The organism is Paenibacillus sp. yr247 (assembly GCF_900103825.1).
Lineage (GTDB): Bacteria > Bacillota > Bacilli > Paenibacillales > NBRC-103111 > Paenibacillus_E.
On sequence record NZ_FNIF01000001.1, the window covers coordinates 224,636 to 238,856 of the forward strand.

Annotated in this window: 12 protein-coding genes; 4 read left to right on the forward strand and 8 right to left on the reverse strand. The window is 46.4% G+C overall.

Annotated elements, in window-relative coordinates; translation table 11 throughout:
• Positions 1–15: 15 nt before the first annotated feature.
• Positions 16–339 carry a UxaA family hydrolase gene (locus BLT91_RS00970; protein ID WP_090815665.1) on the reverse strand — a complete coding sequence of 108 codons (324 nt, stop codon included), beginning with the start codon at positions 337–339 and terminating at the stop codon, positions 16–18.
• A 113-nt stretch (positions 340–452) separates the two neighbouring features.
• Positions 453–617 carry a hypothetical protein gene (locus tag BLT91_RS31150; RefSeq protein WP_217635167.1) on the reverse strand — a complete coding sequence of 55 codons (165 nt, stop codon included), beginning with the start codon at positions 615–617 and terminating at the stop codon, positions 453–455.
• Positions 618–810: 193 nt separating this feature from the next.
• On the opposite strand from BLT91_RS31150, the gene BLT91_RS00975 reads away from it, so the two are divergent.
• Positions 811–2,220: a HEAT repeat domain-containing protein gene (locus BLT91_RS00975; RefSeq protein ID WP_090815667.1), complete on the forward strand. Its 1,410-nt coding sequence runs from the start codon at positions 811–813 to the stop codon at positions 2,218–2,220.
• Positions 2,221–2,285: 65 nt separating this feature from the next.
• Here the strand turns inward: BLT91_RS00975 and BLT91_RS00980 are convergent, their stop codons facing one another.
• Together BLT91_RS00980 and BLT91_RS00985 are read right to left on the reverse strand one after the other, a co-directional pair.
• On the reverse strand, positions 2,286–3,134 hold the full coding sequence (locus BLT91_RS00980; protein ID WP_175532035.1) for an AraC family transcriptional regulator: 849 nt from the start codon (positions 3,132–3,134) through the stop codon (positions 2,286–2,288).
• A gap of 16 nt (positions 3,135–3,150) precedes the next feature.
• The gene (locus BLT91_RS00985; RefSeq protein WP_090815671.1) at positions 3,151–3,804 is read right to left on the reverse strand and encodes a TetR/AcrR family transcriptional regulator; all 654 of its coding nucleotides are present in this window, start codon (positions 3,802–3,804) and stop codon (positions 3,151–3,153) included.
• Positions 3,805–3,946: 142 nt separating this feature from the next.
• Here BLT91_RS00985 and BLT91_RS00990 point away from each other — a divergent pair, with 142 nt between their 5' ends.
• Entirely contained in the window at positions 3,947–5,446 is a 1,500-nt protein-coding gene (locus tag BLT91_RS00990) for an MDR family MFS transporter (protein ID WP_090815673.1), read from the forward strand.
• Positions 5,447–5,630: 184 nt separating this feature from the next.
• Here the strand turns inward: BLT91_RS00990 and BLT91_RS00995 are convergent, their stop codons facing one another.
• A complete protein-coding gene (locus tag BLT91_RS00995; RefSeq protein WP_175532036.1) occupies positions 5,631–6,449 on the reverse strand; it encodes a helix-turn-helix domain-containing protein in 819 nt (272 codons plus the stop codon).
• Positions 6,450–6,468: 19 nt separating this feature from the next.
• Between BLT91_RS00995 and BLT91_RS01000 the strand changes: the two genes are divergently transcribed.
• A complete protein-coding gene (locus tag BLT91_RS01000) occupies positions 6,469–7,344 on the forward strand; it encodes a phytanoyl-CoA dioxygenase family protein (protein WP_217635168.1) in 876 nt (291 codons plus the stop codon).
• A gap of 282 nt (positions 7,345–7,626) precedes the next feature.
• Here the strand turns inward: BLT91_RS01000 and uraA are convergent, their stop codons facing one another.
• The 3 genes from uraA to BLT91_RS01015 all read right to left on the reverse strand — a co-directional run bounded on the left by uraA (position 7,627) and on the right by BLT91_RS01015 (position 13,455).
• Positions 7,627–8,895 carry a uracil permease gene (uraA, locus tag BLT91_RS01005; protein WP_090815679.1) on the reverse strand — a complete coding sequence of 423 codons (1,269 nt, stop codon included), beginning with the start codon at positions 8,893–8,895 and terminating at the stop codon, positions 7,627–7,629.
• 79 nt (positions 8,896–8,974) lie between these two features.
• Positions 8,975–11,899 (reverse strand): DEAD/DEAH box helicase, encoded by a 2,925-nt coding sequence (locus BLT91_RS01010; protein WP_090815681.1) that lies wholly within the window; start codon positions 11,897–11,899, stop codon positions 8,975–8,977.
• Positions 11,896–13,455 (reverse strand): SWIM zinc finger family protein, encoded by a 1,560-nt coding sequence (locus BLT91_RS01015; protein ID WP_090815683.1) that lies wholly within the window; start codon positions 13,453–13,455, stop codon positions 11,896–11,898. Before BLT91_RS01015 ends, BLT91_RS01010 begins: the two co-directional genes overlap by 4 nt.
• A gap of 307 nt (positions 13,456–13,762) precedes the next feature.
• Between BLT91_RS01015 and BLT91_RS01020 the strand changes: the two genes are divergently transcribed.
• Positions 13,763–14,140 (forward strand): IDEAL domain-containing protein, encoded by a 378-nt coding sequence (locus tag BLT91_RS01020; protein ID WP_090815685.1) that lies wholly within the window; start codon positions 13,763–13,765, stop codon positions 14,138–14,140.
• Positions 14,141–14,221 lie beyond the last annotated feature (81 nt).

Below are 14,221 nucleotides of genomic sequence, written 5' to 3' on the forward strand. Positions count from 1 at the left end.
CACTCCTCGGCATAGTTAGGATTCATTAGATTTCGCCATATCGCCGCGACCGCGCGTACCCTCTATATTGTGAACATGAACATGCTCTCCAACTCGAATATCTTGGGTCGCCTTACCAATGATGTCCCCATATTTATATACCTCGGCACCTTGCTTGATGAATGCAATGGCTACTTTATGCCCGAATGGAATGGCGTCCAGCAATGATAGCGCTTGCACACTTGTACCCTTAAAGAAATGAATTGATTCACCGCTCCGCATGTCGCGCAGTACGGTCGCAACATCATCCTTTTCGTTCATAACAAGACTATCTGTCCCGTGAATAAAGTCATGTGCCATGACATTCCCTCCTTGATTTTTGCTTTAGCAAAACTTGCATCGTAAGCATAACTAGTTTCACTTCTAGTTTAAGGAAGTTAAATGGAATTGAATAGAGACTTTTCTCACTCATGTTAGCACAAGATTAAGATGATGTATGGATAGGCTCTTGTTAAGTTGACTGCTGTCTTCGGCGAACCCCCCTTTTTAGCCTTCTTAGGATGGTTACGGTAGAAACGGATCGGATAATTGCTGTCCCAGAGCGGCGTTTTTTTCATTAAATCTTGGGGATATGTCATGAGCTTCCTCTCTTTCATTTCATTTTAGAACGATTCTGCGCCTTCATTCCAAATCCGGTTTATACTCACTTCGGGTACATCTTAGTTTTGTGCTAGCTCTGATTAAGATCGTCTATTAATAGTCAGAGACATAATTCTTATAATAAGGTTATAGTTACCGCAATCATACAATGCCAAGGAGGCAGGAGCAGCTATGCAGGATAATCAACCATTATTATTAACAGATGAGCAAATGAGAGAGTTTATAACAAACGGGTGTCTCTTACTCAAAACGGATTTTTCCCGTGCGTTTCACCAAAATCTTTTGGAACAATTAAACACGGTCTATGCGGAAGAGGGGAATCCCGGCAATAATTTGCTGCCTCGTATTCGGGAGCTGCAAAAAGTATTTGATCACCCTGTTGTGACAGGTGCGCTAACTAGCGTGTTAGGACCGAACTATATGATGCATGCACATAGGCATGGGCATTATAACGCTTCAGCTACCGCAGGAGGCTGGCATAAAGATAGCTATTGGGGCTATAACCGTATGCGCAATCACCACCCAAACTGGGCGATGATTATGTATTTCCCGCAAGATACACCTGTGGAATTAGGGCCAACTGGCATTATGCCAGGAACGCAAAATTACGAAACACGTACCTTTAAATCGAATGATCAAGAGGGGGAAGTATTGGCAAGCGGTGAAGCGGGCACCTTTGCGTTAATTCATTATGATATTTGGCATCGGTCCACACCCAATGTATTAGGGCAGCCGCGCTATATGCTGAAATTTGAGTTCATGCGCACCGAGATGCCGCAACATCCTAGCTGGAATAACCAAGAACGAGCATGGAGGAAACCAGCTAACCTGCAGTTGCCGATAGCAGAGCATGAGATCATGTGGGAAGAAACCTGGAACTGGTTATCTGGGGAAATCGGTAGTCTCGCAGGAAAAGCCGCCTCTGATCCGGAACAGATCAAGGCGTTAGCTGGTAAGCTGAGTGGTTTCGAACCAATAGCCATCAATGCATCCTACGATCTTGCACGCAGAGGGCAGCAGGGCGTCGATGCCTTGTTAGAGGGACTTTATAGCGGAGATGCCAATGTATCGCGAATTTCCACTTATGGTTTGTCGGTTTCAGGAACCGAAGCCGTTGATGGGTTAATAGCTGCTTTAAATCATGAGAATGTTGAGATCGTTACTCATGCTGTGTTTGCTCTTGGTGAATTAAGAGGATTAGCGGCGAAAGCTGTGCCTGCTTTAATTAACCTGCTCAATCATCCAGCTGATCTTATCCGCTGCGCCGTAGTTGATGCACTTGGATTCATGGACACACCGCTTGATGACATCGTGTCTGGCTTAGTTCGATGCCTGCAGGATGAGAATGCGCAAGTCCGCTTCATGGCGAGCTTGTCCTTGTCCCGATTTGGGGCTTCAGCGGAAGCGGCAGTGCCTCAATTGGAAATTGCACTAGATGATGAGAACCGGTACGTTCGTGCCCATGCAGTGGAATCCCTGCATTATATCGGTACGGAGCGGGCAAAGAATACGCTGATCAAGTATCTGCTTAACTCGCGCTGGTGCCCTACAACGACGAAAGTAAATACGTTCTACCCGTAAATGGGTAAATAGGCATAGGAAAGAGGGCAAAATTAACTTTTGCCCTCTTTCAGTTGTTTTATGGCTCACCGTTTATTGTTATCTGTCATCTTTGGTTTCAAGTCACGGAAAGCCGTTGGCTTGAAACCTGTTTGCTCTCGGAACATGCGGGAAAAATACGATAATTCAATCCCAAGTGTATCGGCGATTTGTGAAACATTTAATTCTGTTGTCATAAGTAAGTCCTTAGCCTTTTCCGACCGCAAATGATTCATATATTGAATCGGAGAATAACCTGTAAATTGTTTGAAGGCATTAATAAAGTAATTTGGGTGGTAATGCGCAATCCGGGATAACGTATCCACAGACACATTATCAGCAATATGCTGTTCCATATACTGCAGCACATTGTTCATTTTTTCGAAGGTTGGGGTAGAAGAGAGACTAAGCTTGACAGATTCACACTGTTCTATAAACTCGGCAATACATTCCATCAGTATCGCGTTTAATCTAAATTCAGAGGTTAACTCGTCACTCTCTTTATAGGCGATGAGGCATTCGAATTTTTTTTGTAGTGCTTCAGGATCTTTAACCGTAATGAATGTAGATGTTTGTAAAATCTGAAACAGATCCAAATCCCCAATTTTCGCCGTGAAATGGCACCAGTATTTTCCAAAGGTATGGTCACTCATCGTTCCATAGGCTTGATCACTTCCAGCTGGAAGCAGATAAAGCTCTCCCGGTTTCGGATAGTACATCCGATCACCCACTTTTACATAGCCTTCTCCCTCGCGAATAAAATATAGCCTATTAAATTGACAGGATGGATTCTCATCCTTCCAGGATTTTTGTACTTTGGTATAAGCCACATAGGATAAATCAAGCTTCGCTTTGGCGATATATTTCTTCCAGAAGGTGCGTTGGCTAGCATTCATGCCCGTCCTCATTGGCTCATATTCCTTTCACGAAAAGTCGGCAAATGCCTTCAGTGAATTGCTCCTTGCTGTATCCGAGAACTTCTCTGTGATACAAGTACTGTCCCGGGAGTAGGGAGGCAAGTAATGTGCTAACTGTCAAAGTCACATCGATCTGCTCAATCTCGCCTTGATGAACGGCACGAGTTAACAGGGGGGAAAGGATGTTCTGCAGCCGCACGTAGATCGGCTTTTTGTGTAAAAAAAAGCTTCGTTTGTCGGTATACATTGTGTTGATTGCAGAAAGCAAAGGGGCTTTATCATCTATAAAATCAATGATCCGAATAATGGCATCCGAGAATTGGCTCATAGCAGTTATCTCGGGAGAGGGATCGGCTAGAACTGCTTCCAGAGAAGCAAGGAATTGGTTTGTTGTTGAATGAAGCAGATCGCTGCAAACCTCGCCTATATGGGCGTAACGGCGATACAGTGTACCCTGGCCCACACCCGCCTCTTTGGCAATTTGATGCATGGTGACGTTTTCAATTTCATTGGTCTTGAACAGGCTTCGGGCTGTAGTGAGAATACGTCGTCGATATTCCGAATCACGTTCTTCACGTCGACCGCAAGCTGGATGTGCTTCTATATCTACTTCATATAATGATTTCTCATGGTCATTTGTATGCTTCATACGAATACCTCCTAACAAACGATCTTTCCTAAAAAAGAAACATTTGACATTGCGGACAATTGTCCGTAATATGATGTTGCGGACAATTGTCCGTTACTATTGTAGCACGATGGTTTGGATATGTCGAAGGAGGAATAAAACAATGAGTCAAACAGTAGCTTCCGGTGGAGCAGAGCCGGAGTTTAAGTTTTCGAGTATTCTAGTGCCGCTCATCGCCATAATTTCAGGTATATTTATGGTCATCCTCGACTCGACTGCGATGAATGTCGCATTGTCGAAGTTGGTGATAGATTTTAAAACGGATTTGCCAACGATTCAGTGGACCGTAACGGGCTATATGCTGGCCACAGCGGCGGTTATCCCGCTAGCGGGATGGTTATCCGATCGGTTTGGGGCGAAGAATGTGTTCCTTACATCTGTACTTCTCTTCACAATTGCTTCAGTCTTATGTGCAACGCCGAACAGTGCAGAGTTGTTGATTACCTTCCGTATACTTCAAGGTTTAGGCGGCGGATTCGTCATGCCCGTTGCCATGGCGTATGTATTCCGGCTTAGTCCTCCGAATAAAATCGGTCAAGTGATGGGGATGCTCGGTGTACCTATTTTGTTAGCGCCTGCGATTGGACCTATCTTGTCCGGTTGGCTGGTAGAGTACCATTCCTGGCATTGGATTTTTCTAATTAATCTTCCTGTCGGTATCTTCAGCTTTGCATTCGGATTATGGAAGCTGCCATCCGTAGCTCGTAAGAAGGTAGCTGGTTTTGACTTACCAGGCATGATTCTTGGACCTATTGCTTTCGCTGCGTTATCTTATGGTATCACACAAGGTGCAGCAAGCTGGACTTCCGATAAAACGCTGGGTGGGATTATCATCGGCACAGTCGCATTGATCGCATTTATCATTGTCGAACTTAAAGCCAAAATCCCTCTGTTAGAGCTTCGTGTGTTTCGATCTGTTGATTTTTCCTTCAGTATATTTGTGCAGTGGGTACTGCAATTTTGTTTGTTTGGGGCTATTTTCCTACTTCCGCAATTCCTTCAGCAAGCCCGCGGGTATGGTGCTTTCGACACAGGGATGACGTTATTCCCGCAAGCGATAGCTTCAGGCATCATGATGCCGATTGGCGGTTACTTATTTGATAAAATCGGTGTTCGCTGGTTGGTAGTTGTTGGACTTAGTCTTGTTTCTGGTGCGATCTTTCAATATTCACATGTGGATTTAACAACAGAAGGACATGACTTAATCTTGCCTCTTATTATGGCTGGTTCGGGTATGGGCCTGATGATGATGCCGCTTAATTCGCATCTAATTAAGAAAGCTCCGCATGATTTGGTTAGTCGAGTCACTTCCTTGACTAGCGCGATGCAGCAGGTTATCAACTCTTTTGCAGTGGCTACCTTAGTTACGATTCTCTCCTCGCGCGTGACGTCATCGATAGCTGAGAAGAAGATTCCAATATCCGGTCCTGCAGATATGCAAAAGGCAATGCTTGCCGTAGCGCCGGAAGCATTCGGACACACTTTCCGCGTTATGCTATTTATAGCAATCGGTGGTATTTTCCTAGGATTGTTCCTCCGCCGGGGCCAGCATCAACCGGCTGAGGCTGTGAAAAATGAGGTTGTATTAGAAGGACTACATTAAACAGCTAAGGTACATTTGCATTTAAGGAAATAAAAGCTGCAAGAAAGTGAGGGTTGTCACAGCGACTATTACTTTCTTGCAGCTTTTTACTTAAGTAACAGGTCATTAAGTACAGGAAAGTTCAGCTGTAAGTAATGTAAGCAAAAGTCTCTTCCAACCATGGAAAGAGGCTTTTTTTGTATTCCTAGTTGAATTTCCGGTACTTTCCCGGGGATTGGCCTGTCGCCTTCTTGAATAGATTCTGGAAGGCTGTTACACTTTCATATCCAACCAGCTCCGCGATTCGCTCGACCGAGAAATCGGTTGTGGCAAGATAGCGACGGGCTGCGTTTATCCGCTGCCGAATAGCAAATTGTATTGGGCTTTCCCCATACAAAGCGCGAAACAAATGGCTGAGGTGAGACGGACTGAGATAGACGTGGTCGGCGATTTGCTGGATCGTGAGCGGCTCATGATAACGCTCCTCGATATAGTGCTTTGCCTTGGTGATGGCTGTATGAGTGGAGAAACGAGCCGTTTTAACTGGTGAATAGCACCTGGTTCTGTGCAACTCCAAAATGAGCAGCTCCAACAGAAGCCCCGCGGTTGTTAAATCCTCGGACCACCCGTTCCCAGCCTCCTCGCATATTTCTTGAAACAGTCGCTTAATCCGATCATAATTCGAATGAACCGAGAAAACGGGTTCCTCTCCATCAGCGTACAGGCAATTGGGAGCCACCCCATCAATCTGTAAAGAATGGAACCCAACATAATAAAAGAAAAAAGTTTCCTCTAACCGCGAACGCTCCTCATGCCAAATATTTGGGTGAAATAAGACGATATCCCCGGCACGTGCCAAGTAATACTTACCGTCAATCCAATAGTCCGCTTCCCCCTCCGCAAGAAAGAGAATCTCCATGATTGTTTCGTGGCGATGAAGCGGAAAATGGAAAGCTTCCCCCACTTTTCTATGAAAAGCGAGCGCTCCTTCAAAGATCGGGCGATTTACGAAAAATCGGCTCATAACAGTCCCCTTTGCAAGAGTGAATAAGATTGCAGCAGTCTTCAGAATCGATTCTTTCATAGTAATAGCGTACCATGTAAGCAACACTCAGAACAATTATGAGGGAGGTTTATTCATGCACCATATAACAAAAATTAACAGGATTGAAGAGGCCGTGCAAGCAATTGGCGTTACCGAGCAAACGCTGACTGAGGAGGAGAAGAACAGCCTCAATGAGAAGGGCTTCGTTGTGTTTACAGGCATGCTTGACGCAGCAGAGCTTGAAACATTACGCGCCAAATATGAGGAACTTATGGAGAAGGAGGGCATGAACGCCGGCAAGGAGGTGCATCAGGAGGAGGGGACTCGCCGACTATCCGACCTCGTCAATAAAGGCGAATGCTTCGATAGTGTTTACACAAATCAGAAACTGCTCGCTGCCGTCTATCACGTGCTGAAGCGGGAGTTCAAACTCTCCTCCCTGAACGCTCGTGATGCTATTCCCGGCGCCGGGCTGCAGGCGCTGCACGCAGATTGGGGCTCGCGCGAGGAGTTTGAGCCGTTCCACGTCTGTAACTCGATCTGGCTCATCGATGATTTCACTCCGGATAACGGGGCAACCCGCATCGTTCCAGGCACGCACAAGCTCGCCGGCTACCCTCGCGATTACGGGATTGACCCCCGTGAGCGTCACCCGCAGGAGGAACTGATTGTAGCGCCAGCCGGTTCGGTATGTGTCATTAACTCACACCTTTGGCACGGTGGAACTCTCAATCGAACGACGAAGACTCGCCGTGCCATGCACGCATATTTCACAGCACGAGAGCATCAACAGCAGCTCGATCAAGCTGCGTATATTCGCAAGAGGACCTATGATCGCCTAAGTCCTGCGGCTCGGTACATTTTGGACGTATAGAGTAACTGGCCAGCTGACGCTTTAGCAATTCATGAATACTGAGGGAGGCATTATGCATGCATGAGCTTGTTGGTCATTGTCAAAAATGTCTTAAGCAAATTTTCTGTCATAATGGGTTTCTTAATGGCACTGTTTTGGAAGATAAATCCTTAGTCTGTTTCGATTGTTCAGATCAAGAGCATGTACACAAAAGCAAATAGATTATGGATATAACGAATAAAAAAGGGCTATCCCTGGTCAGTTAAGACTTTAGGGATAGCCCTTCGTATTACCTCTTGTGCTTTACTCGTTAGAAAGCTTAAAAATCTCCAGCAGCTTGAAGAACAAGCTGAGCAGAATCGCAACTATGGTGGCTAGTGCCATTCCTTTCAGTTCAAAATGTCCCAATTTCAGCGTTGCTCCGCTAAGTCCAATGACAAGAACAACAGTTGTCAGAATCAGATTGACCGGTTTAGAATAATCGACTTTAGTTTCCACCAGCATGCGGATCCCCGAAGCGGCAATAATGCCGAACAGCAGCAAAGAAACGCCGCCCATAACAGGAGTCGGAATGGTTTGAATCAGCGCCGATATTTTCCCGACAAAGGAGAGGATAATTGCCAAGATCGCCGCTCCTCCGATAACCCATACAGAATATACGCGGCTAATCGCCATGACACCGATGTTTTCACCGTAGGTTGTATTTGGTGTTGAGCCGACTAAGGATGACAGGATCGTAGAAATGCCATTACCGAGTAAGGATTTACTTAGACCAGGGTCTTTGGATAAATCTTTTCCTACCATATTCCCAGTTACAATCAAGTGGCCAATATGCTCCGCAATGACAACAAGAGCTGCAGGAGCGATGATTAAAATACTCGCCAGATCGAAGGTTGGGCTGTAGAAGGTGGGGAGTCTGAACCACTGCGCAGCTCCTAATGTTTCTCCGATATGTACTAAACCAAGCAATGCTGCAAGTAGGTAACCGGCAACAATAGCCACCAAAATAGGAATGACCTTCAATAGTCCGCGAAAGACAATGGAACCGACTACACCAACCAAAAATGTGAAAATAGAAACCGATATAACGGTAGGATCGGGAACCCAGGCTTCCTTCAAATTAGCCGGAGGAATAATACCTGCCATGGTGGCGGCTGTAGGTACCAACTCTAAGCCGATTACAGACACGATCGCTCCCATTGCGGCAGGCGGGAATACGACGTCAATCCAGCGTGTCCCCACGACACGAATCAACAATGCTACGATCGTAAAAATCAATCCGACGACTAGAAATCCGCCTAACGCCGAACTATATCCTCTAGAAGCGAGGACGGCAAAAACAGGGGAGAGGAACGCGAAGCTTGACCCCAAAAAAGCCGGTATTTTTCCTTTTGTGATTAAAATATAAAGCAAAGTACCTATTCCGTTCATCAGCAGAATAGTGGCTGGATCGACTTTAAACAAAATAGGGACCAGCACGGTGGAGCCAAACATAGCAAATAAATGCTGTAGACTAAGGGGAATACTTTCGCCTATGGAAGGGCGTTCATCAACTTGAATAATACGAGACACGGTAGGAACTCCCTTCTTTAACTTCTCGTACGATATCTTACCATAATTTGAAAGCCATGGTCCATAGTCAGATAATCACTCACCACTCCTTACGAAGCGTAAACAAATCGTGAAGCTCTTCGTTCGAGAGTTCAGTAATCCAGCCTTCGGAGGTAGAGATAACGTTCTCGCTCAGACTCATCTTGCTCTCGAGCATTTCGTCGATTCGTTCCTCCAAGGTGCCGAGGGAAATGAACTTATGCACCTGAACGTTTCGCGTCTGTCCCATCCGATAAGCGCGGTCCGTGGCCTGGTTCTCTACGGCAGGGTTCCACCAACGGTCGAAGTGGAATACGTGGTTGGCTGCTGTCAAGTTGAGTCCGACTCCGCCCGCTTTCAGCGACAGAACAAAGATACCAGGACCCTCTGCGGTTTGGAACGTGTCGATCATCTTATCGCGTTCCTGCTTGGGCGTGCTGCCGTTCAGGTATAATACAGGCTCGTCTAGCTGTGCCCGCAGTACGTCCGCCATGATACGACCCATGCCAACATACTGAGTAAAAATCAGGCAGGAGTCGCCCTCGTCCCGGAGTTCACTAACCATGGCAACGAGCCGCTCAAGCTTCGCGGATCGCAGGATGAATGCTTCACGGATTCCCTCGGCAAGCAAAATTTCCTCCGAGAGATTAGCTTCTTTCGTTAGCAGCATGGGGTGGTCGCATAGTTGTTTAAGCTGAGTTAACGCCGACAAGATCGCTCCTTTGCGCTCCATGCCTTCCAGCTTTTGCATTCGCTCCATGAGGTTCTTGACCGCTTGCTCATAGAGAGCACCTTGCTCGGCGGTGAGGTTGATATAGACTTTCATCTCCAGCTTGTCAGGCAAATCGAGTTGGATAGCGGGATCTTTCTTTTTTCGGCGCAGCATAAAAGGTTTGACGAGTCTCTGGAGCTGTACCGTCCGCTCCTCATCGTGGTGCTTCTCAATCGGAGTAGCAAAACGATGTTGAAACCCGCGCTGGTTCCCGAGGTAGCCGGGATTTAAGAAGTCGTAAATCGACCAAAGCTCCGACAATCGATTCTCAATAGGTGTCCCTGTCAGCGCAATGCGGTGCCTCGCTTTGAGCGAGCGGACCGCTGCCGATTGTTTGTTTTGGGGATTCTTGATGTTCTGGGCTTCATCCAGACAAAGGGAACTCCACACGGTTTCCTGCAGAGTCTCTTGATCCATCAGCGCCGTTGTGTATGAGGTAAGCACAACGTCCTTGTCTTTCAAAACCTTAGAAAGTGCCTCGCCGCTTAATCGTCCCTTTCCGTAATAGAGCAAAACCTTTAAATCCGGAGCAAAGCGGGCCAGCTCTTTCTGCCAGTTGCCGAGAACGGAGGTGGGGCAGATGAGCAGTGCAGGGTGATCGGACTCCGATCTATGATGCAGTAAATAAGTAATAAATTGAACAGTTTTGCCGAGTCCCATATCATCGGCTAAGCAGGCGCCAAGTCCGAACTTTCTCAGGAAGCTCAGCCATGTGAATCCCTCATGCTGGTATCTGCGAAGCTCAGCGCGTAACTCCACAGGTACTGCGATTTCCTTCAATTCCGAAGGCTGTCCTAGCTGACGCAGCAGCGCCAAGAGGTGCTCATTCAGCTCGACTTCCAGCTTAAGCCGTTCTTCCTTCTCCGTTTCTTCTGCTTCTGTAAGACTTCCCTTTTGCAGGTTCTCTTTGTCCGATTCACTTAAAAGGTGGAGCTGAAAGATATCCTGCAGGGACAATCCTTCTTTCGGGTCAACACTTGCCATGAGCCTGCGGATTTGCTCCAACAGAGCCGGGTCCAAATACACCCATTGTCCACGGAATCGGATAAGGCGTTCATTGCGGCTAAGCAACTCTGCGAATTCAGCTTCGCTCAGGTCAGCATCGCCAACGGCAATCCGCCAATCGAAGTCTACTAAGGCATTCAGTCCGAAAAGTGACTGACTTTTGCCGCCTGCTTCGGAGGAAACCCGTGCTCGCAGCCGAGGCTTCCGCTTCGAGGCAGCTTCCCACCAACCTGGCAACATGACGTTCCAACCGCCATCTAATAAATATCTGCTGTCCGTTGTTAGGAACGACCAAGCCGCTTCATCGCTTAACGGCTTAGCCAAGAGCTCGCCGCCGCTATTCCCGCTAGGCAGAGCTTCTGTCAGTCTTTTCGCCCAGCTAGGAGAACGCTCTAAGATATACGGGCTCCATGCACTGGCCCAAGTACCGGAAGCCTGTCCGTCTACGGATAGGCGAATCGGCGTCAGCACCGATCCATCACTCTTGTCCTGCAGCACCAAACGGAGTCGCCAATTGTCCTCATCTTCGTCCGGTTCTAACAGTTGCAGAGCTGGTCGAAAGGGAGCCGTATCCGGCCTCCAGCCCAGAGCTGCAAGCCATTCTTCCTCGGTGAACGCATCAGCCGAGGAAGGTGCAGACTTCGACCTTTGGAACAGCGCGGGATAATCCCGTCGAAGATCCGATATGGCGGCTTCGTTTGCATAGTGTTCCGCCGTAACAACGGCGGAGAAGGCAGCACGTAAACCTGACATTTCCTCACCTAAGCCATCTAAGCTTTTTAGAGTATCCCAATCAAGTTCTTTCAGCGCATCCGTCTTCGTATCCCAAGTCCAAAGCAGATTCCCATTCCGGAAGGCGTTGTAACTTGGTAAATAACGACCTGTTTTTGCTTCTCGGAATAGAATTGGCGCCACTTCTAGCAGTATCTTTGTGGATTCATTTCCTCCTTCCCAGCAAAGGATGTCCATGAAGTAAGGATCTGCAAAGAAGGGCAGCACCATCTCTACAGGGAGGACTGTCACCGTCAAATCCCCGGCATGCTGCAGGTCCAGAGTTGTCCCATAGTAAGATGGTTCATGCCACGCGAACAATAATTTTCGGAATTTTTCGCCTGACACATCACGTCCGTCCTGTAGACCCCAAAGCAATGCATCTCCGCTTTCCGTTAAGGCCATATACAAAGTCATTTCATGCAATTTCGTGCTCATCCCAGTAGCTTTCCTTTCCTAAGTTCCTCTTGCAGCGCCCGCAGTCTGCTGTGTCGTTCCATGAAACCAGAAAAGAAATTCTCCCATTGTTCGGTTTGTTTCATCTTCTTGTACACTTTTTCCAGCCTTTTAAGGAGCCTGACCGCCGATTTATAATCATGACGGTTTTTTAAGCTGACATAATGGTCCACCGCTTGATGGTAATAGGGCAGAAGGAGCTTTGGTGTTTCCTTCTCAATCGGCTGCAGCACACGGATTCGATGATAGAGCGGGTCATGACCTTGAAGGATCTGCATTTCCAGCCAAGGCTTCCATTTTCCTTGTTCGTACAGCAATTCCTCGATAACCCGGAATGAATGGGGTAACAGCTCTTCCAGAACTTGCCACATGTGTTCTTCCGCTTGAGGAAAGTGCTGAATGGCTTTTTTCCAATATTCTGTGTAAGCATCGAGCTCTTTGGTTCGTTTGGTATTGAAGAATGTGGACGACCTTCTAAGCCAGAACACTAACTCTTCCCAGTTCTGGGTGTCATAGAGATGGTTCAGGAATGGAATAAATAGTTTGGCCGGTGCCTCTTTAAAAGAACCATTCGCTTCTAATGCCTCCCAGGCCTCCCTACTCTTGGATTGCTGTAGGTACAAGAAGGCCTTTGCGGCTGAGAGGGAAGGTGAGGGTTTATCATTTATCATTTTCTCAATGATGTCTAATTCCTTCGATACAAAGTGGTCAGCCTCGGAATCGGGGGCAATCCAATATTTCCAAAGCACTGTATATACGCCATAATCCTGATAACTATGGCCGGATTCTCCAGCCATCTGCTGATTTAAATAATTTAACGTCTGTTCCATTCGTTCTCCGGAGTTGGAGAGGTTGATAATGGCTGGTTTTTGCTTAAGCCAGTTATGAAACTCATCGTAATTCCGGTATAAGGTGGAAGAAGTATAGTAGTTTACGCTGCCTTGTGCATACTGTGCTTTTATTTTTCGCAGGATAAATAATTCCTGATACATGTCAAAGAAGATCCGATCAGTATCGGAAAAAGGAATAAAGATCTTCTTGAAGTTTTGCAACTGATGCCGCAGCAAGTCAACGTAATTTCCCTGATCATATGTCGGTTTAACAGAGGACGTGTAATTGTCCAGAAACTGCTGCCAGCCGGTTACATCCATCTTAGGCAATTGCATGAGAGCGGACTCTGATGAAGAGATGGAAGAAGCCCGCTTGAGATGTAGTTTGGCATTCATAATTTGGGAAGCGGGGTAACCCAGACGGTCAGCAAGCTCCATCCAAACCGCTGCTAGATGCTTGCAGGAGGTTTGAACCGGGCACGTGCATTGACTCGCCCTGAGCTTGTCTAAGTGCAGAGTAACACTATAATCCTCTGACTCTTCCACTCTCGCCTGAACCACTCTAGCCTCGGAAATGCTCAAGGTAGCTACCCGCTGCTGTTTAAAATAAGTAAACCCTCGACTAAGAGTAACTTCATTATAAGTTTCGGCTATGTACTCGAGCAGTTTCAACCATTGGTCATCGTTTAAAACGGGAGAAGAACTCATAGGAAAGCTCCTTGCTAAGAAATAAAGTAATCTAACAACCCTATTAGTATAATTATTGAATGGGAGAATGTAAATTTCGTTGCCAACATATTCAAGCCCAGTTCTCTAAGATAAAATGTTATCATATGATCCAAAGGATACTAAGCTATTTTCCTTCTATTATTTCGTACATATGAATGAAACAAAAAATAGCCCAAGCCGGAATCATATTTACTCTCATAAACGTAAGTCCGCCCTTGACATTATATACTGTAATAATTATAATTACAGTATAGTGACCTTACAAATAACTCTAAGGCGGTGTTGGATGATGAATTTTAAAATCAGTGATTGGGTTATGGCAACTACAAATCAAGATGAAATGATACATGGCTATGTTGAATCCATTGATGTACTTCAGGGGTTAGTTCGTGTATACGTAATTGCGTCCGACCGTGAATCTACGATTGGAAAACCGATGGAAGTAAGCCATCAGGATGTAAAGAAATTGCCGGTAAGTACATTTGATATAGAAGAACAAGTAAAGAGTTTAATTGATGTTGCTCTAACAGCAAGAGACGAGCAATGGTTTTTCGAGTTAACAGGGGAATTATTCGCTATTCAACGAAATGGGGCGAAACGCGACGAACGTGATGTGGTTCCGTCGTATTATTTTCATAACCGATTAGGTGTTGACCAGCTTTAATGTATCCAATAAATAGGAAGCCAATCCATAGACATGCCGGGCATGTTGTCTAATGGATTGGCTTTTATTTGTTAGACAGCT

Excerpts from the sequence above, each read along its gene's own strand:
- BLT91_RS00970 (WP_090815665.1), bottom strand. The coding sequence starts at position 339 with ATGGCACATGACTTTATTCACGGGACAGATAGTCTTGTTATGAACGAA.
- BLT91_RS31150 (WP_217635167.1), bottom strand. The coding sequence starts at position 617 with ATGACATATCCCCAAGATTTAATGAAAAAAACGCCGCTCTGGGACAGC.
- BLT91_RS00975 (WP_090815667.1), top strand. The coding sequence starts at position 811 with ATGCAGGATAATCAACCATTATTATTAACAGATGAGCAAATGAGAGAG.
- BLT91_RS00980 (WP_175532035.1), bottom strand. The coding sequence starts at position 3,134 with ATGAATGCTAGCCAACGCACCTTCTGGAAGAAATATATCGCCAAAGCG.
- BLT91_RS00985 (WP_090815671.1), bottom strand. The coding sequence starts at position 3,804 with ATGAAGCATACAAATGACCATGAGAAATCATTATATGAAGTAGATATA.
- BLT91_RS00990 (WP_090815673.1), top strand. The coding sequence starts at position 3,947 with ATGAGTCAAACAGTAGCTTCCGGTGGAGCAGAGCCGGAGTTTAAGTTT.
- BLT91_RS00995 (WP_175532036.1), bottom strand. The coding sequence starts at position 6,449 with ATGAGCCGATTTTTCGTAAATCGCCCGATCTTTGAAGGAGCGCTCGCT.
- BLT91_RS01010 (WP_090815681.1), bottom strand. The coding sequence starts at position 11,899 with ATGAGCACGAAATTGCATGAAATGACTTTGTATATGGCCTTAACGGAA.
- BLT91_RS01015 (WP_090815683.1), bottom strand. The coding sequence starts at position 13,455 with ATGAGTTCTTCTCCCGTTTTAAACGATGACCAATGGTTGAAACTGCTC.
- BLT91_RS01020 (WP_090815685.1), top strand. The coding sequence starts at position 13,763 with ATGATGAATTTTAAAATCAGTGATTGGGTTATGGCAACTACAAATCAA.